The organism is Streptomyces sp. NPDC107562, from assembly GCF_055657325.1.
On sequence record NZ_JBVKBE010000002.1, the window covers coordinates 451781 to 469962 of the forward strand.

Annotated in this window: 13 protein-coding genes; 7 read left to right on the plus strand and 6 right to left on the minus strand. The window is 73.3% G+C overall.

Going from position 1 to position 18182, the window contains the following annotated elements; all coding sequences use genetic code 11:
* Positions 1-24: 24 nt before the first annotated feature.
* The gene (locus tag ACZ7LV_RS07880; RefSeq protein WP_471936857.1) at positions 25-1104 is read right to left on the minus strand and encodes a class I SAM-dependent methyltransferase; all 1080 of its coding nucleotides are present in this window, start codon (positions 1102-1104) and stop codon (positions 25-27) included.
* 161 nt (positions 1105-1265) lie between these two features.
* Between ACZ7LV_RS07880 and cobT the strand changes: the two genes are divergently transcribed.
* Positions 1266-2348, plus strand: coding sequence for a nicotinate-nucleotide--dimethylbenzimidazole phosphoribosyltransferase (gene cobT, locus ACZ7LV_RS07885; protein ID WP_471936859.1), 1083 nt, complete (start codon positions 1266-1268; stop codon positions 2346-2348).
* A gap of 709 nt (positions 2349-3057) precedes the next feature.
* Here cobT and ACZ7LV_RS07890 read toward each other — a convergent pair.
* Positions 3058-3822, minus strand: a complete 765-nt coding sequence (locus ACZ7LV_RS07890) for a hypothetical protein (RefSeq protein WP_471936861.1) — start codon at positions 3820-3822, stop codon at positions 3058-3060.
* A gap of 62 nt (positions 3823-3884) precedes the next feature.
* On the opposite strand from ACZ7LV_RS07890, the gene ACZ7LV_RS07895 reads away from it, so the two are divergent.
* Positions 3885-4667 carry an adenosylcobinamide-GDP ribazoletransferase gene (locus tag ACZ7LV_RS07895; protein WP_471936862.1) on the plus strand — a complete coding sequence of 261 codons (783 nt, stop codon included), beginning with the start codon at positions 3885-3887 and terminating at the stop codon, positions 4665-4667.
* A gap of 28 nt (positions 4668-4695) precedes the next feature.
* Here the strand turns inward: ACZ7LV_RS07895 and ACZ7LV_RS07900 are convergent, their stop codons facing one another.
* From ACZ7LV_RS07900 to ACZ7LV_RS07915, 4 genes are all read right to left on the minus strand, one after another.
* Complete coding sequence (locus ACZ7LV_RS07900) at positions 4696-5469, minus strand: endo alpha-1,4 polygalactosaminidase (protein WP_471936864.1); 774 nt, start codon at positions 5467-5469, stop codon at positions 4696-4698.
* A 73-nt stretch (positions 5470-5542) separates the two neighbouring features.
* The gene (locus ACZ7LV_RS07905; RefSeq protein ID WP_471936866.1) at positions 5543-7057 is read right to left on the minus strand and encodes a hypothetical protein; all 1515 of its coding nucleotides are present in this window, start codon (positions 7055-7057) and stop codon (positions 5543-5545) included.
* On the minus strand, positions 7054-8601 hold the full coding sequence (gene pelF / locus ACZ7LV_RS07910; protein WP_471936868.1) for a GT4 family glycosyltransferase PelF: 1548 nt from the start codon (positions 8599-8601) through the stop codon (positions 7054-7056). Before pelF ends, ACZ7LV_RS07905 begins: the two co-directional genes overlap by 4 nt.
* A gap of 116 nt (positions 8602-8717) precedes the next feature.
* A complete protein-coding gene (locus ACZ7LV_RS07915; protein WP_471936870.1) occupies positions 8718-10751 on the minus strand; it encodes a hypothetical protein in 2034 nt (677 codons plus the stop codon).
* A 352-nt stretch (positions 10752-11103) separates the two neighbouring features.
* Here ACZ7LV_RS07915 and ACZ7LV_RS07920 point away from each other — a divergent pair, with 352 nt between their 5' ends.
* The 5 genes from ACZ7LV_RS07920 (at position 11104) to ACZ7LV_RS07940 (ending at position 18108) form a co-directional block, all read left to right on the plus strand.
* A complete protein-coding gene (locus ACZ7LV_RS07920; protein ID WP_471936872.1) occupies positions 11104-12639 on the plus strand; it encodes a leucyl aminopeptidase in 1536 nt (511 codons plus the stop codon).
* Between the two features lie 310 nt (positions 12640-12949).
* Positions 12950-14338, plus strand: a complete 1389-nt coding sequence (gene lpdA, locus ACZ7LV_RS07925; RefSeq protein WP_471936874.1) for a dihydrolipoyl dehydrogenase — start codon at positions 12950-12952, stop codon at positions 14336-14338.
* 63 nt (positions 14339-14401) lie between these two features.
* Complete coding sequence (gene sucB / locus ACZ7LV_RS07930) at positions 14402-16204, plus strand: 2-oxoglutarate dehydrogenase, E2 component, dihydrolipoamide succinyltransferase (protein ID WP_471936876.1); 1803 nt, start codon at positions 14402-14404, stop codon at positions 16202-16204.
* 188 nt (positions 16205-16392) lie between these two features.
* A complete protein-coding gene (locus ACZ7LV_RS07935) occupies positions 16393-17016 on the plus strand; it encodes a GntR family transcriptional regulator (protein ID WP_401676514.1) in 624 nt (207 codons plus the stop codon).
* 30 nt (positions 17017-17046) lie between these two features.
* Complete coding sequence (locus ACZ7LV_RS07940; protein WP_471936879.1) at positions 17047-18108, plus strand: ABC transporter permease; 1062 nt, start codon at positions 17047-17049, stop codon at positions 18106-18108.
* Positions 18109-18182: the final 74 nt, after the last annotated feature.

Consider the following 18182-nt stretch of genomic DNA (forward strand, 5'->3'; position numbering starts at 1 on the left):
GCGACGGCCTGGGCGAGCTGTCCGTCACCCCCTGTCGGAGAGGTTCGGGGGCTGCGGGTTCTTGCGGGCGATCACCCGGTAGGCGTTGGAGAAGCCGGAGCGGCGGGCCAGCGGCACCAGGGCGTGGTCGAGGGCCCTGGCCGTCAGGCGCACCGGGGCGGTGGCCGCCGCCGTCAGGGCCGTGCGCGCGGCCTGCTGGAGGACCGTGGGCGGGGTGGCCCGCCAGGGGGCGTCGGGGGACGGCAGGGCCTGGGACAGCGCCCGGGCCGCCGCCGTGGCGAGGTCGGCGGGGACGTGGGGCGCCACCGCGTCCGTGGCGAGGATCGTGCAGTTGCCGTCCTCCAGCGCCTTGTGCACGTTGGCCGGCGGGAGCAGGTGGAGCTGGTGCGGCTGCGCGTGGGCGGGCCACCACTTGCCGAGCAGCGCGGCGTAGGCGCTGAGCGGGTCGGCCAGTTCGAGGACGAGGTGGCCCCCGGGGCGCAGGGCCGCGATCGCCGCCTTGAGTTCCTCACGGGGCGAGGGCGCCCGCTCCAGCTGGTGGAAGACGCTCACCACGTCGTAGCGGGAGCGCAGCCGGCCCAGCAGGCCGGGGGTGGTGAGGTGGCCGACGTAGGCCTCCTCCACGCGCTCCGTGGCGCGGGCGCGCAGCACCCGGGGGGTCGGATCCGTGCCGTCGAAGGCCGTGTACGGCAGCAACTCCTGCGCGGCGGCGGGGAAGTCGCCCTCGCCCGTGCCGACGTCCAGCCAGCTCTCCGGCTCCGTGAGGTGCAGCATCGCCCGGACCCGCGCGCGGTGGCGGCGGCGGGCCGGCGGGCTCTCGTACCCGTCCCGGTCGCGGTGGTAGAACGCCATGCCCTCGGGTGTGAGGCCCGGGTTCTGGAAGACGTGCGCGCAGTCCTCGCACTCCTCGACGGTGAACGTGCCCGGCTTGCCCTGGACGACGTCGGGTGCCGTGAGGCGGACGCGCAGGCGCTGCCCGCCGCACCAGGGACAGCTCTCGCGGCGGGGCGCGTGGAAGCGCTCGGTGCCCTGGGCGAGTTCGGCGAGGTACTTGGCACGGCGCAGGTCGATGGCCGGCGGGGCGGCGGGGGCGGACGACGACATGGGCGACTCCCGGGGCGCGACGGACAGGGCGGGGAGGGACGTACGACAATCCGCTGCAAAGCGGAACGTATGGGATCCCGATCTTGGGTGCAACGACGTGGCGGGTTCGTGGTCGCCATGTGGCGCCGTCCTGTTCGACCGGGGCCGGTACTGTTCGGCGAATGAGCTCGCTGAATCTCGACGACTTCACCGATCTGATCGAGCGCCCCGACGGCGGGGTGCGCCGCGACGCGGAGGCGCGCAGGGAGCGTCAGATCGTGCCGCCCGGTTCCCTGGGACGCCTCGACGACCTGGGGGAATGGCTGGCGGCGGCGCAAGGTGCCGTGCCGGTGCGGCCGGTCGAACGGCCGCGGGTCGTGCTGTTCGCCGGTGACCACGGTGTCGCGGAGCTGGGGGTGTCGGCGCGGCCCGCGGGCAGCGCGGTGGAACTGGTGCGCGACGTACTGGAGGGCGGCCGTCCGGTGTCGGTGCTCGCCCGGCGGCTCGGGGTGCCGGTGCGGGTCGTGGACATGGCGCTGGACTGCGATCCGCGGGACCTGCCCGAGGACGTCGTCAGGCACCGGGTGCGGCGCGGCAGCGGGCGGATCGACATCGAGGACGCGCTGACGGCCGAGGAGGCCGAGGCGGCGTTCCGGGCCGGGGTCGCGGTGGCCGACGAGGAGGCCGACTCCGGTACGGATCTGGTGGTGCTCGGCGATGTGAGCGTGGGCGGCACGACGGTGGCCGCGGTACTGGTGGCCGCGTTGTGCGGGACCGACGCGTCCGTCGTGACCGGGCGCGGCGGGGTCGCGATCGACGACCTGGTGTGGATGCGCAAGTGCGCGGCGATCCGGGACGCGCTGCGGCGGGCGCGGCCGGTGCTCGGGGACCAGTTGATGCTGCTGGCGGCGGTCGGCGGGGCCGATGTCGCCGCGATGACCGGGTTCCTGCTCCAGTGCGCCGTGCGCAAGCTGCCGGTGATCCTCGACGGCGTGGTGGCCGCCGCGTGCGCGCTGGTGGCCCAGCGGGTCGCGTTCCGGGCGCCGGACTGGTGGCTGGCCGGACACGACAGCGGTGAGCCGGGGCAGGCAAAGGCGCTGGACCGGATGGCGCTGGAGCCGCTGCTGAACCACGGGGTCTCGGTCGGGGAGGGCGCCGGGGGCCTGCTGGCGCTGCCGCTGGTCCAGGCCGCGGCCGCGCTCGCGGCGGAACTGCCCGAACACCCCGAGGAAAAGCGACCCACCGAGGAGCCGGAGACGGTGTAAGGCACGCCGGGGCGACTTCCGCGCGCCCGACGGCACGACTCCAGACGGGCGACTCACGAGGCGCCTGGCGGGCTGCTCCCGAGGTGCCTGGCGAGCGGCTCCCGAGGCGCCTGGCGGGGCGGCTCCCAAGGCGTCCGGCGGGCGACTCCTGAGGCGCCTGGGCGGGCGACTCCCGCGGTGTCCTGCGGGCGACTCCCCTTGTGCCCGGCGGACTACTCCGAGGCGCCTGGCGGGGCGGCTCCCGTTGCGCCCGTTCGGGACAGATCCCGTGCCGTCCGGCGGGACTACCCACGAGGCGCCCCGCAGGCTGATCCTGAGGCGTCCGGCGGGGCAACCCCCGAGGCGTCCGATGGACGGCTCCCGTTGCGCCCGTTCGGGACAGATCCCGTGCCGCCCGGCGGGACTACCCACGAGGAATCCGGCGGGCGACTCCCGCGGTGCCCGGCGGGGCGGCTCCCCCGATGTCCGGCGGTGTGACTCACGAGGCGCCTGGTGGGGCGGCTCCCCCGATGTCCGGCGGTGTGACTCACGAGGCGCCTGGTGGGGCGGCTCCCCCGATGTGTGCGGGCGGCTCCCTAGGCGCCTGGCCGGGCGGCTTCCCTGATGTCCGGCGGGGCGTCTCACGAGGCGTATGGCGGGCGGCTCCCCCTGATGACCGGCGGGTGGCTTCCTGATGTCCGGGCGGGTGGCTCACGGCGTGTCCGGTGGGTCAGTGGGTTTCCAGGGCGTGGGTTCGCTCCGGGTCCGGGGTGCCGCCGAGCCAGTCCTGGAACCTGCGGGTGGGGCCCAGCCAGCGGCGGTCGTGGTGGTAGGCGCGCAGGCATGACCTGGCCCGGGCGCGAGGGCGCCGGCGGTAGAGGCGTTTGGCCCAGGGCGACCCCGGGCGGGCCAGCCGGATCGCCCCGAACAGGGCGACGAACGGGATGATCACACCGAGGATCGCCACCCGGGCCTTGCCCTTGGCGAGGGCCACCAGCGCGAACAGGAAGTTCCCGGTCACCGTGGAGATGACCGAGCCCCGGTCCTGGAGCTCGTCCTGGTCGAGGTCGTTGACGCCGAACGGGGCGAACCCGGCCACCCACAGGCCGACCAGGGCGGCGGTGAGGACGACCGCCTCGACGCTCTGGCGGCCCTCCTCGGTCCAGTAGACGTCCGCCAGATGCAGGATCAGGGCGAACTCGTCCAGCACCAGGCCCGCGCCGATCCCGAAGACCACCGCGGAGACGTACGACCCGAAGCCGTGCCGGCCGCCCGCCACCGCGCCGAAGCCGCCGACGAGGGTCAGGACGACGCCGGGCACCACGTGGTGCACATGCACGCCGCCCGCGCTGACGTTGCGGAACGGGCCCCGGCCCGCCCGGATCATGCGGGTGATGAGCCGGGTGATCAGGAAGGTCAGCACGAAGGCGGCGAGGGCGAGCAGCAGAGGGAGCTTGCCGGGCTCGACGATGTTGCGTTCCAGCCAGTTCCCCATACGTCCAAGTTTGCCCAGGATCGCGGTCAGGTGCCCCGCGAGCGGTCGCGTAGCCTGCCCGGATGCCCCTGCTCCCGCCCCCGCACGGCCTGCGATTCGCCTTCGGCACCCTCACCGTCCTGCCGGTGCGCGTGTCGCGCTGGGACCGGGAGGCCGCGCGCGGCGGGATGCTCTGCGCGCCGCTCGCCGGGCTCGTCGTCGGCCTCTGCGCGGCCGGTGCCGGTCTGCTGGCGCTGGTCCTCGGTGCGGGTCCGCTGCTCGCCGCCGTCGCGAGTGCCGCCGTCCCCGCCGTGCTCACCAGGGGCCTGCATCTGGACGGACTGGCCGACACGGCGGACGGGCTGGGCAGCGGCAAGCCCGCCGAGGACGCGCTGCGCATCATGAAGCAGTCGGACATCGGGCCGTTCGGCGTGCTCAGCCTGGTCTTCGTGCTGCTGGCCCAGGTGGCGGCCCTGGCGCAGCTCTACGCCGCCTCCTGGGGCCACGGCGCGCTCGCCGCCGTCGTCGCCGCGACCGCCGCCCGGCTGGCGCTGACGCTCGCCGCCCGCGCCGGGATACCGCCCGCCCGGCCTGAGGGGCTGGGCGCGGCCGTCGCCGGGGTCGTCCCGGTGCGTGGCGCGGTGGGCGTCGCCCTCGCGGTGACCGGCGCGGCGGCCGCGGGCGGGGCGCTCCTCGGGTCGTACGGCATGCTGCGCGCCGCCCTCGCGGTGGTCGTCTGCGCCGTCGTGGCCGAGGCGCTGCTGCGGCACTGCGTGCGCCGGTTCGGCGGGATCACCGGCGATGTGTTCGGAGCCCTCGCCGAGACGGCGGCGACGACGGCGCTGCTGGTGCTCGTCCTGGGGTGAGCCCCTGTGAGCCCCCTCGGCGGATCCCTCAGCAGGTGCGGCGCCAGGCCCCCAGTTCGTACTTCTTCAGCAGCGAGCTCAGCCTCAGACGGCGGGACTCGGCGCAGAAGCGGTCGGTGGGGAGTTCGTATTCGGCGTGGAAGACGGCCTTGCCCGCCTTCACGAAGGGGGTGAGGGCCTCGCACTCGCCGTACTGGGCGCACTGTTCGTTGACCGCGAAGTCGAAGTCGCCGACCAGTTCGGGGATCTGGTCGAGGTCGTTCTTCAGGCCGACGGCCATGCCGCGGTCATGGGCCAGGCCGGCGATCAGGCGGTTGTAGCGGAGCTGGTCGGCGGCCGTGAGGGGGAAGCCGGTGACGTTCTTGTAGCCGTCCATGTTGTCCGGCTCGACGGCGTCGAAGCCCTTGTCGCGGCACATGTCGATGCGGGCGGCCATCAACGGCTCCAGGACGTCGGTGCGGCGGATGTCGAGCCAGCGTTCGCCCTCCCAGCCGTTGCCCTTGCCGAGGACGGACCGGGGGAACCCGTCGGCGTCCGGTCGCCAGTCCTCCCAGGCTCCGGTGGAGAGGTAGCAGATGACCTTGCGGCCCTCGTCGTGCAGCGCGGCGACCGTGGCCTCGGAGGTGTCGAAGCCGTCGATGTCGTAGACGGGGGCGTCGACGGAGGTGTCGAGGCGGCCGCGCAACTGCCACTGCCAGTCGGTGCCGGGCCGCGGCTGCCATATCTCCCGCGGCGGCCGGGGGGCGGAGGTGCAGCCCGCGAGCAGCAACAGCAGGGCGACGAGGAGGATCGGGCGTCTCACCGGCGGGCTCCAGGGTGTGCGGCGGGGTACCCCAGGGATGATCTCCCATGCGGCGGGGCGGGCGGCCGGGTGCTCATCGGTGGGCGGTGGCCCTTCCCAGCAGGGCGCAGACCAGGGTCGCCTGGGCCACGGCGGCGCACCCGTACACCGCCACCGCGGTCAGGTGCGGGGCACCGGTGCGGGTGGCGAGGAGCAGTGTCTGCGCGAGCCCGGCCGCGGCGCAGATCAGCGCGGCGCCGAGGACCGCGCCGAACGACTGGAGCAGAAGGCCCGTCCACAGCACCACCCCGAGCAGCAGCAGCGCGGCCGACGCGGCGCCGCCGGGGAACGGGGTGTGCGGCCACAGCGCCGTGGTGGCCGGCACGAGGGCGAGCAGGACGGTGAGGTAGCAGGCGAGGCACCGGACGACGGTGCGGGCGGTGGCCCGCCGGAAGGCGCGGGGCGTGCCGGTGGAGCGCAGTCCGGCCAGGCTGCCGCTGCGGAAGCGGTGCAGCAGCCACTCGGCCGGGCCCATGCTGAGCGTCAGCGCGACGGCGGCCGGCGCCGCCGACGCGTCGGGTGCCTGCCCGGCGAGGACGTCGCCGACGGCGGCGTGGAGTACCAGGACCCCGCCGGCCGCGCCGAAGAGGGCGTACGGCAGGGACGCCGAGAGGCGGGGCCCTCTCGTGCGGCGGGGCAGCCGGCCCCGCGCCCCGAAGGGCAGCAGGGCTGTGAGCACCGCGGTCCGGCCGCCCTCGCCCGGTTCGCGCACGGCCGGCGCCACTTCCCGGCAGGCGACGGCCGTGACCGCCGCCAGGGGGACGAGCAGCAGGGCGAGGCGGATCGCCTCGGGCACGTCCGTGAACAGGCTGACGAGCGCGCCCGCCGCCATCGGCAGCAGCGCGGCCGGCAGGGCCCGTTCACGGCCGAGGACCAGCAGGACGGTGGACGCGCCCAGGTAGCAGGACTGGCCCGCCGCGAAGGCCACGGCGGACGGGCCGGCGCCGCCCGCGGCGGCGAGGGCGGCGAGGGCGCCGAGCACGGCGCCGAGCGGGCCGCCCACGAGGAGACAGCGGCGGGCCGCGGAGCGGTCGCCGAGGCCCAGCCAGGAGTACGCGCGATGGGCGAGCCCCTGGTTCCAGGCCCAGCCGGCCAGGGCGCCCACCAGCAGCGGGACCGTGCCGGACGGGAGGCCGTGCCCGTCGCGCGGGCCCGCGAGGAAGGGGGCGCCCAGGACGAAGGCGAGGCCGGGGAGGGCGAAGACCACGCCGCGCAGCAGGCAGCCGAGGAGACCGGCGCGCCAGGGGTCGTGGGCCGGGCCGTCGGGTTCGGGATGGCGGCGCTCGACGCGTGCGTAGAGCTCCTCGGCCAGGGCGAAGGAGTTCCGCACGCCGTACCGCTCCCGTATCTGGGGGTCGGTCAGTCCGTCGGACTCCAGCAGCGCGGCTATCTCGTCGGGATGGACAGCGCCAGCCACGAAGTCGTCGAGGCGCTCGGCGAGTTCCTCCACCGGGTCCCGTTCCGCCCAGCCGGGGAGGGCGCGCTGACGCGGCATCACGGACAGGTTCTCGGCGCGGGCACCGGGGGGCATCCGGAGGTCTCCGCTCATCGGCCGGTCCCTCCCGCGGGCTCCGGGCGGGGGGACTCCGAGGTCGCGCCGGCCGCGTACCAGGGGTCGTGCAGTTCCGCGGTCCAGTCGGTCACCGTCTCCACCGTCGGCTCGTAGACCGTGGCCCGCCCCGCGAGTTCCTGGTAGATCGTGCCGAAGTTCTCCACGCAGCGGCGGAGCGTGAACCGCTCGATGACCCGTCCGCGTGCCGACTCGGCGAGTGCGAGGCGCCGTTCGTCGTCCCGCAGCAGCGTCAGCGCCGCCGCGGCCATCTTCTCCGGCTCACGCGGCGGCACGACGAGTCCGGTGTCGCCGACCGCCTCGCGCACTCCCCCGACGTCGGTCGAGACCGTGGTACGCCCGCAGGACATGGCTTCGATGATCGAGAACGGGAAGCCCTCGGAGATGGAGGAGAGCATCACGACGTGTCCGGCGGCGTAGGCGCGCCAGACCTCGCTGATGCGGCCCTCGAAGGTGAGGCCGTCGGTGACACCCAGTTCGGCGGCCAGCTTCTCCAGGCGGGTGCGGTAGGCCTCGCCGCCGGGCGGGACGGGGCCGAAGAGACGCAGCCGGGTCTCGGGGAGTTCGGCGCGCACCATGGCGTAGGCGCGCAGCAGGGTCTCCAGGTCCTTGATCGGGTCGACGCGGCCGCACCAGGTGAGGGTGGGCACGTCGGGTTCCGGTCCGGCGTGCGGGAAGGCGGCCGGGTCGACGCCGTTGTAGACCGTGCGGATCCGGTCGGCGTCGGCACCGCCGCGCTCCTCCCAGCGGCGGTTGTACTGGTTGCACGGGGTGATCAGGTCGGCCGTGCGGTAGCCGTGCGAGTTGAGGGCGCGGTAGAAGGCGAGCATGAACGCCTTCACCGGCCAGCGCTGGGCGTCACGGCGGTGTCCGAGGTAGCGCTCGCGCAGGTAGATGCCGTGCTCGGTGAGCAGGAACGGCACTCCGTCCAGGGCGTGCGCGGCGAGGGCGGGCAGCGTGGCGAGACCGCTGCTCACGGCGTGGGCGACGCTGTCCTGCGGGATCCGCACCCCGAGCGGACGCAGCGCGTGCTCCAGCAGGTCGGTCGCGGTCAGGGCGTCGTGGACGGTCGGCCGGGCCGCCGCCGTCGCCAGATGCGGCATCGTCCAGATCCACATCAGCGACCGCAGCGCGGACTCGGTGCGCAGGGCCGCCGACAGCCGTCCGGCGCGGGCCACGCGGGCCAGTTCGTTCAGCGCCTCGCCGAAGTCGCAGGACGACTCCGGGTCGAGGAAGGACAGCAGGAAGCGCTCGTAGGAGTCGAGCAGGCGGCGGCGCGCACGGCCGTACGGTGCCCGCCCGCGGCCCGGGCGCGGGCCCCAGGTCGCCACGGTGGTGTGGCGGTAGACGTTGGGCGGCAGTTCCCAGGTCACGGGTTCGCGGCCGCTGCCGGTGAGCGAGACGATGTGGAAGTCGACCTCCGGCATGCCTCTGACGAGCTGGTCGCACCAGGTGCTGACCCCGCCGTGGACATGCGGATAGGTGCCTTCGGTGAGCATGGTGACGTGACGGCCGGTGCGCATGCGCTGCGCGGCTCCCTTGTGTGCGGATGGGGTGCGGGGAACTGCCGACCCGTGCCGGGTGCGGGTCCGCAGTGGCTGGTCGCGCAGTTCCCCGCGCCCCCATGGGGCGTTTCGCGCTACGACAGCTTCAGGGTGAGCGCCGACTGCAGCAGGCCGGGGGCCGCCCAGGCCGAGGTCCGGCCGGCGTAGGGGGTGCCGAAGGTGCTGGTGCCCAGGAGGAGTTGCTGCCGGGTTCCATGCGGGGCGGTCACCGGGATCTCCACGCCGTTCGGCGCGCTGACGGTGACGGTGTTGCCGATCCGGTACGCCGTGACGCGGTTGTCCGCGACGGCCTGCTGCCACTCGGCGCGGCGCTGGAGCTCGGTGCCGACGGCCTTCTGGCTGAGGTTCTCCACCGGGGTGTTGTCGGCGAACAGCGCCCGGTACTCGCCGAGCACCCCGTCCAGCACGGGGTACAGCAGCCGTTCCTCGGCGAGGTTGGACTGGTGCACGTAGTGCGGGCGCGGGTCGTTGTTCAGTGCGTGCCCGAGGGCGATCCGGGTCTCCTGCGGGACGATGTACGACGCGTAGCCCGTCGCCGGGTCCAGCGGGTCGTCCAGGCAGGTGGACGTCGGGTTGTTCTCGCAGATGCCGCTGCCGCCGTCGGCCTTGGAGGTGTAGATGAAGTTGTACTCGTCGGCCATCTCCGCGGCCGTCCCGACGTTGTAGTACACGTTCATCGGGTGCCGGGGCACGGTCAGCGCGCCGCCCACCGCCCGCTGCTCGGGCTCGCGGGAGTTGTCGGAGGCGACCCACTGGACGCCGCTGTCGGCGAGGGCACGGGCGAGGTGGGGGTTGTCCTCGGGCTGCTGCGGCAGTGTCCTGAGGCCCGAGTGCTCGCCGGTGACGAGTTCGGTGCGGTCGACGGGCAGCCCGTTGCGCACCCCCCAGTTGTGGTTGTCGCGGATCTGCGCGGTGATCTCGGAGCGGCTCATCCACCGCGTCGTGCCGTCGGCGTTCTTCGCGCAGGTCCACGGCACGGTGGTGGTGTCCTGGACGCAGCCCAGGTAGGGATGCGTGTAGGTGTGGTTGATCCAGCGGTACTGGTTGCGGTCGGCGATCAGCCGGGCGGCGAGCGGGTCGGTCCCGCCGTTCTCCGCCTTCCACTCCTCGCCGGAGCCGGCGTTGTAGACCATGTCGAGCGTGAAGCCGCGCTCGCGCTGCCACTGCGCGGCGTACTGCGCGTCGGCGGCGGTCATCCGGATCGGCCGGGTGCCCTCGCCGGTGCCGTCCGCGCAGTCGAGGTCGCCGGGCGTGCAGTCCCGCTCGGTGTCCCAGCGGGCGTCGGGGGCGAAGACGTCGTCGACGTGCACGGCGAAGTAGTTGCGGTCGCGGCCGAGGTGCACGCCCTGGGTCAGCCACTCGACGATGCCGCGGGCCAGCGCCCGGAACTGCCGCTGGTGCTGGTTGTAGGCGAACGTGACGACGAGTTCGCGGCGGCCGTCGTGGGCGTACTCCCCGACCAGGCTGCCGCGGCCGGTCCCGGCCGGCACCGGCACGTCCACATAGCTGGTGTAGCCGCTGCGCGGTCGGGCCACGAAGCCGTAACTCTCCTGCACGGTCGGCGAGTTGTCCTCGAAGGCGAGCGCGCCCTCCAGATAGCCGAACGGCCCCGCCCGGCCCGCGTCGGTGACGGCGGCCTGCCGGCCGTCGAGGGTGCCGGCGTAGCCGCCCTCGCTGGTGTAGTCGAGACCGACCCCCGGATGCGCCCAGGTGTAGGCGTCCACCTGCGGGATGCCGTACGTCCGCTCGTAGGTCTCCAGCGCGGTCTGCTCGGCGGAATCCGTCCCGAACGGGGCCTCGTTGGGCAGGACGACCCCCTGGAACCTGGCCCGGGGTGTGCCGTTCACGGTGTCGCTCAGGAACGCCGCGGTGATCGTCGGGCGGTTCGGGTCGGTGAGCCTCACCGTGGTGTACGGGACGCCCGTGCTCCTCAGCTGCGCGGTGATGGCCTGGACGGGGCTCTCCCCGTTGTCCACGACCAGTACCCGCAGGTCGATCCGCGGCGTGGGTGCCGCGGCGGCGCCGGGTGCGCCGATCCCCAGTGTCAGCAGTCCCGCGGCCGCCAGGACGGCTGCCGTGGATCTCCGTATGTGCGCGCGTCGCGCCATGGTGGTCCTCCCCCCAGAGGATCCCCGCGCGCCTCGGAAGGCCGGTGTGCACATGTGGCGGGCGCACGGCGGATCGGTGGAAATCATGCAAAACGGTGAGCGTCCGGCTCACCTGAACCCGACGAGTGTGACTCAGGTCATGGAGTGCGAGGATCGGTAAATGGCGACGACGCCACTGACAGGTGAACGCCCGTAGGAATGCTCGAACAGACACCGGGCGTAGGCTCGTGCCCGGTCGATACCGGACCAGGTACAGAGTCCACTGCACGAGCGATCCAGGGTCGGCTGTCGGGCCCGGTCGGCCCACCCCTCGGCCACAGGAACTTCACATCGGAAGCGAGATTTCACCACCGTGACTGCTCTCACTCTCAGCACCGCCGCGGCGCCCGGCCTGCGGGCCGACGCGATCGTGATCGGTGTCGCCAAGGGCGACAAGGGCCCCGTCGTCGCACCGGGCGCCGAGGCCGTTGACAAGGCGTACGACGGCACTCTCGCCGGCGTCCTGGAGACCCTCGGTGCCTCCGGCGCCGAGGGCGAGGTGACGAAGCTGCCCGCCCCGGCCGGATTCAAGACGCCGCTCGTGGTGGCGGTGGGCCTCGGCGCCCTGCCGGAGAAGGACGCGGAGTACGGCGCGGAGGCCCTGCGCCGGGCCGCCGGTGCCGCCGCCCGCGCGCTGGCCGGCGCCAAGAAGGCCGCCTTCGCCCTGCCCGTCGAGGACGCCGCCGCGGTCGGCGCGGTCGGCGAGGGCGCGCTGCTCGGCGCCTACTCCTTCGACGCCTACAAGGACAACGGCCAGGCGTCCGCCGCCAAGGACAAGAAGAACGGCAAGGCCCCGCTCACCGAGGTCACCGTGCTCGGCGCCAAGCCGCGCGACAAGGCGCACAAGGCGGCGGTGGAGCGCGCCACGGCCGTGGCCGAGGAGCTCAACCGCGCCCGCGACCTCGTCAACACCCCGCCCAACGACCTCAACCCCGAGGCGTTCGCCGCGGTCGCGCAGGCCGCGGCCAAGGAGCACGGCATCAAGGTGCAGGTGCTCGACGAGAAGGCCCTGACCAAGGGCGGCTACGGCGGCATCCTCGGCGTCGGGGCCGGCTCGGCCTCCGCGCCGCGGCTGGTCAAGCTGTCGTACACGTCCTCGAAGGCGAAGAAGCACCTCGCGTTCGTGGGCAAGGGCATCACCTACGACTCGGGCGGCATCTCGCTGAAGCCGGCCGGGCACAACGAGACGATGAAGTGCGACATGAGCGGGGCGGCGGCGGTCTTCGCGGCCGTCGTCACGGCCGCGCGTCTGGGTCTGGAGGTCAACGTCACCGGCTGGCTGGCGCTGGCCGAGAACATGCCGTCCGGCTCCGCCACGCGCCCGGGCGACGTGCTGCGGATGTACAGCGGCAAGACCGTCGAGGTGCTGAACACCGACGCCGAGGGCCGGCTGGTGCTGGCGGACGCCCTGTGGGCGGCGTCGCAGGAGAAGCCGGACGCGCTCGTGGACGTGGCGACGCTGACCGGGGCGATGGTGCTGGCGCTGGGCAGCCGGACCTTCGGCGTGATGGCCAACGACGACGCCTTCCGCTCCGCGGTGCACGAGGCCGCCGAGGAGGTCGGCGAGGCCGCGTGGCCGATGCCGCTGCCGGAGCACCTGCGCAAGGGGATGGACTCGCCCACCGCCGACCTGGCCAACATGGGCGAGCGGATGGGCGGCGGACTGGTCGCCGGTCTCTTCCTGCGGGAGTTCGTCGGTGAGGGGATCACCTGGGCCCACCTCGACATCGCCGGGCCCGCCTTCAACGAGCAGGGGCCCTTCGGGTACACGCCGAAGGGTGGCACCGGGTCGGGCGTGCGCACGCTGGTGCGGCTGGCCGAGCTGACGGCCGCCGGCGACCTGGGGTGACGTCCGCCCCCTGAGTCGTGACCGACTGTCGCGTCGTGGGCGCGGGTGGGCTGTGGCTGGTCGCACAGTTCCCCGCGCCCCTTCGGGCGTGGCCCCTCGCGGCCGACGACCGAGGACGCCTCGCGTGTGTGACAGCTGAGCGTGCGACGTATCACACCCCGGCCCCGCGTCTCGTCCGGTGCCGACAAGTGCGAAGATGGGGCACGGCAGGACAGGGCCCCACCGAAGGGCCGAAGTACAGCGGCCGGACACCAGCCGCCGGCCGGTCATCGTCGACCGGCGTACGGCGCACATGCATGGAGGACGTGACGTGGCGAACGACGCCAGCACCGTTTTCGACCTAGTGATCCTCGGCGGTGGCAGCGGTGGTTACGCCGCGGCCCTGCGCGGGGCTCAGCTGGGCCTGGACGTCGCCCTGATCGAGAAGGACAAGGTCGGCGGCACCTGCCTGCACCGGGGTTGCATCCCCACCAAGGCCCTGCTGCACGCGGGCGAGATCGCCGATCAGGCCCGCGAGAGCGAGCAGTTCGGCGTCAAGGCCACGTTCGAGGGCATCGACGTCGCCGGGGTCCACAAGTACAAGGACGAGGTGATTTCGGGCCTGTACAAGGGTCTGCAGGGCCTCGTCGCGTCCCGGAAGGTGACCTACATCGAGGGTGCGGGGCGGCTGTCCTCCCCGACCTCGGTGGATGTGAACGGTCAGCGCATCCAGGGCCGCCACGTCCTGCTGGCGACCGGCTCCGTGCCGAAGTCGCTGCCGGGCCTGGAGATCGACGGCAACCGGATCATCTCCTCGGACCACGCCCTCGTCCTGGACCGCGTGCCGAAGTCGGCGATCGTGCTCGGCGGCGGTGTCATCGGCGTCGAGTTCGCCTCCGCCTGGAAGTCCTTCGGCACCGACGTCACCGTCATCGAGGGCCTCAAGCACCTCGTCCCGGTCGAGGACGAGAACAGCTCCAAGCTTCTTGAGCGCGCCTTCCGCAAGCGCGGCATCAAGTTCAACCTGGGCACCTTCTTCCAGAAGGCCGAGTACACGGCCGACGGTGTCAAGGTCACCCTCGCCGACGGCAAGGAGTTCGAGGCCGAGCTCCTGCTGGTCGCCGTCGGCCGCGGCCCGGTCTCGCAGGGCCTGGGCTACGAGGAGGCCGGGGTCGCCATGGACCGCGGTTACGTCCTCGCCGACGAGTACATGCGGACCAACGTCCCGACGATCTCCGCGGTCGGCGACCTGGTCCCGACGCTCCAGCTCGCGCACGTCGGCTTCGCCGAGGGCATCCTGGTGGCGGAGCGACTGGCCGGTCTGAAGGTCGTCCCGATCGACTACGACGGGGTGCCCCGGGTGACGTACTGCCACCCCGAGGTCGCCTCCGTCGGCATCACCGAGGCCAAGGCCAAGGAGATCTACGGCGCGGACAAGGTCGTCGCCCTGAAGTACAACCTGGCGGGCAACGGCAAGAGCAAGATCCTGAAGACCGCGGGCGAGATCAAGCTCGTCCAGGTCAAGGACGGTGCGGTGGTCGGCGTGCACATGGTCGGCGACCGCATGGGCGAGCAGGTCGGCGAGGCCCAGCTGGTCTACAACTGGGAGGCGCTGCCGGCCGAGGTCGCCCAGCTCATCCACGCCCACCCGACGCAGAACGAGGCGCTCGGCGAGGCGCACCTGGCGCTGGCCGGCAAGCCCCTGCACTCCCACGACTGACCCCCTCGGTCACCTGGGCGCGACGACACAGACTTCCGCAATTCGTAAGGAGCAACCGAAACCATGGCGGTTTCCGTAACCCTTCCGGCGCTCGGCGAGAGCGTCACCGAGGGCACCGTCACCCGCTGGCTGAAGGCCGAGGGTGAGCGCGTAGAGGCCGACGAGCCCTTGCTCGAGGTCTCCACCGACAAGGTCGACACCGAGATCCCGGCGCCGGCCGCCGGTGTCCTGGCCTCCATCAAGGTCGCCGAGGACGAGACCGTCGAGGTCGGCGCCGAGCTGGCCGTCATCGACGACGGCACCGGCGCGCCGGCCGCCGCTCCGGCCCCGGCCGCCGAGGAGGCCCCCGCTCCGGCTCCGGAGCCCGAGCCGCAGGCCCAGCCGTCCACCGAGCAGGCGGCCCCCGCCCCGGCGCCCACCGCCGAGGCCACCGCCGGTGGCGGCACCGCCGAGGGCACGGACGTGGTCCTGCCCGCGCTCGGCGAGTCGGTCACCGAGGGCACCGTCACCCGCTGGCTGAAGTCGGTCGGCGACAGCGTCGAGGCCGACGAGCCGCTGCTCGAGGTCTCCACCGACAAGGTCGACACCGAGATCCCGGCGCCCACCTCGGGCGTGCTCCTCGAGATCACCGTCGGCGAGGACGAGACGGCCGAGGTCGGCGCCAAGCTGGCCGTCATCGGCGCCCCGGGTGCGGCTCCGGCCGCCGCCCCCGCCCCGGCCGCCCCGGCTCCGGCGCCCGCCGCCGAGGCCCCGGCCGCCCCGGCTCCGGTCGCCCCGGCCCCCGCCGCCCCGGCTCCGGCCCCCGCGGCTCCCGCCGCCCCGGCCCAGCCCGCGGCTCCCGCCCAGCCCGCGGCTCCGGCTCCCGCGCCCGCCGCTCCGGCTCCCGCGCCGGCCGCCCAGGCTCCGGCTCCCGCCGCGGCGCAGGCGACCGACGAGGGCGCCTATGTGACCCCGCTGGTGCGCAAGCTCGCCGCCGAGAACGGCGTCGACCTGGCCACCGTCAAGGGCACCGGCGTCGGCGGCCGCATCCGCAAGCAGGACGTCCTGGCCGCCGCCGAGGCCGCCAAGGCCGCCGCGGCCGCCCCGGCTCCGGCCGCCGCGACCGCCGCCCCCGCGAAGAAGGCCCCCGTCCTGGAGGCCTCCCCGCTGCGCGGCCAGACCGTGAAGATGCCGCGCATCCGCAAGGTCATCGGCGACAACATGGTCAAGGCACTGCACGAGCAGGCCCAGCTGTCGTCGGTCGTCGAGGTCGACGTCACCCGCCTGATGAAGCTGCGCGCCCGCGCCAAGGACGCGTTCGCGGCCCGCGAGGGCGTCAAGCTCTCCCCGATGCCGTTCTTCGTCAAGGCCGCGGCCCAGGCGCTCAAGGCCCACGCGCCGGTCAACGCCAGGATCAACGAGGCCGAGGGGACCATCACCTACTTCGACACCGAGAACATCGGTATCGCGGTGGACTCCGAGAAGGGCCTGATGACCCCGGTCATCAAGAACGCCGGTGACCTCAACATCGCCGGCATCGCCAAGGCCACGGCCGACCTGGCGGGCAAGGTCCGCGGGAACAAGATCACGCCGGACGAGCTCGCGGGCGCGACCTTCACCATCTCCAACACCGGTTCGCGTGGCGCGCTGTTCGACACGATCATCGTGCCGCCGGGTCAGGTCGCGATCCTCGGCATCGGCGCCACGGTCAAGCGCCCGGCCGTCATCGAGACGGAGGAGGGCACGGTCATCGGCGTCCGCGACATGACCTACCTGACCCTCTCCTACGACCACCGCCTGGTCGACGGCGCCGACGCGGCCCGTTACCTGACGGCGGTCAAGGCCATCCTGGAGGCGGGCGAGTTCGAGGTCGAGCTCGGCCTGTAGAACCCCTCGTCGACACGGTGATGCCCTCGCCCGGAACCCTCCGGGCGAGGGCATCGCCGTGTCCCGGGCGGACGGCAGAACAGGCGTGTGCGCCTCGTCTCACCTGCACCAAAGCGCCCCCGTGCGCCCCTCCCCCACGCGTGGACGGCCTTATTGTCTAAACGTCAAACGCGCCTTAAGGAGCTCCCATGACCGCGCCCGTCGTCCACTCGCTGCGCGAACAGATCCGCGAGCACATCCTGGAGGGGATCATCAGCGGGCGCTGGCAGCCGGGCGAGCGGATCGTGGAGCGCCGTATCGCCACCGAGCTGGAGGTCAGTCAGACACCGGTCCGTGAGGCGCTGCGCGAGCTGGAGTCGCTGCGCCTGATCGAGTCCGCGCCCAACAAGGGCGTGCGGGTGCGGAACCTGACCGCGGCCGACCTGGAGGAGAGCTACCCGGTCCGGGCGGGCCTGGAGGCCATCGCCGCGGAGCTCGCGGCGGAGCTGCTCGCGCAGGACACCTCCGCGCTGGACCCGCACGTCACCGCCCTGTACGAGGCCGACCGCAACGCGGACGGGACCGCCCAGGTGCGGCACACGGTCGGCTTCCACCGCGAGCTGGTGCGCGCCGCGGGCAACTCGGTGCTGCTGCACACCTGGGAGGGCCTCGGCATCGAGGTGTTCACGGCGCTGTCGATCCGCTGGCTGGGGACGGTTCAGCAGTCGTACGCCGAGGAGCACGAGGAACTGGTCGCCGCCTTCCGGCGCCGGGATCCGCGGATCGCGGAGATCGTGAAGTCCCACGTCCTGGGGTGCGCGCCGCGAGCGTGACGCCTTCACTACGCACCGTAATGTTGTCGTATGTCCGATGCGGCGCACGGTGTTCACGGCAAACCGCCTACGCACGAGGAGCGGTGGGACCGCTTCCGCCGCTCGCCCTTCCTGCCCGCGACGGTCCTCGTGCTGATCATCTCCGCGGCGGCCTGCCTCTTCGCCGGCTCGTACACGTACTCCATGGCGAACCCGACGCCGCACTCCATCCCGGCGGCGGTGGTCGGGCAGTACGAGGTGGAGCGGGGACGGGCGTTCATCGAGGGCATGGAACGGGCGCTGGACGCGTCCATGAAGCTGCGCGTCTACGGCACCGTGGCGCAGGCCCGCTCGGCGGTGGAGGAGCAGGAGGTCTTCGCGATCCTCGACGTGCGCGAGGACGGGCGGGCCGTCAGGTTCGACGTCTCCGGGGCGTCCGGGGCGTCGGTGGCCGAGGTGCTGTCGGAGGCGGCGGTGGCCGTGGGACGGCAGACCGGGGTCGCGGTCACGCTGCGGGACGTCAACCCCCTGCAGAAGGGCGATCCGCGCGGGCTGGCGATCTTCTACATCTCGCTGGCGGCCGTGATCATCGGGTTCGTCGGGTCCATCCAGCTGAGCGTGCACGCGCGGGAGCTGAATCCGCTGGAGCGGATCGCCTTCACCACGACCTACGCGCTGATCGGCGGGTTCGGGATCGCGGCCGTGGTCGACTGGGGACTGGGGGCGCTGGACCTGCCCTTCGTGGAGTCCTGGATGATCCTGGCGCTGACCATGCTCACGAGCGGGATGGTCTTCACCATGTTCAACACGATCATGGGGCGCTGGGCCATGCTGCCGACCTGGGGCCTGATGGTGCTGCTGGGCAACCCGTCCTCCGGCGGGGCGGTGTCCTGGGCGCTGCTGCCGTCCGCGCTGGGCCAGATCGGCCGCTGGCTGCCCCCGGGCGGGTCGGTCAACGCCCAGCACACGGCGGTGTACTTCCCCGGTCACCAGCACGCCTTTCCCTTCCTGGTACTGGCCGGGTGGCTGCTGGTCTCGCTCGCGGTGTTCCTGAACTGGTCGCACCGGCACCCCGGCGGGCGGGTGCGGAACCCGGCGCACGCCGGGCCTTGAAGGGACGCGACAACCGAGCGCGACGCCACTCAGACGCGCTCCCACCTGCAAAAACCAGGGGAAATCCCGGCACC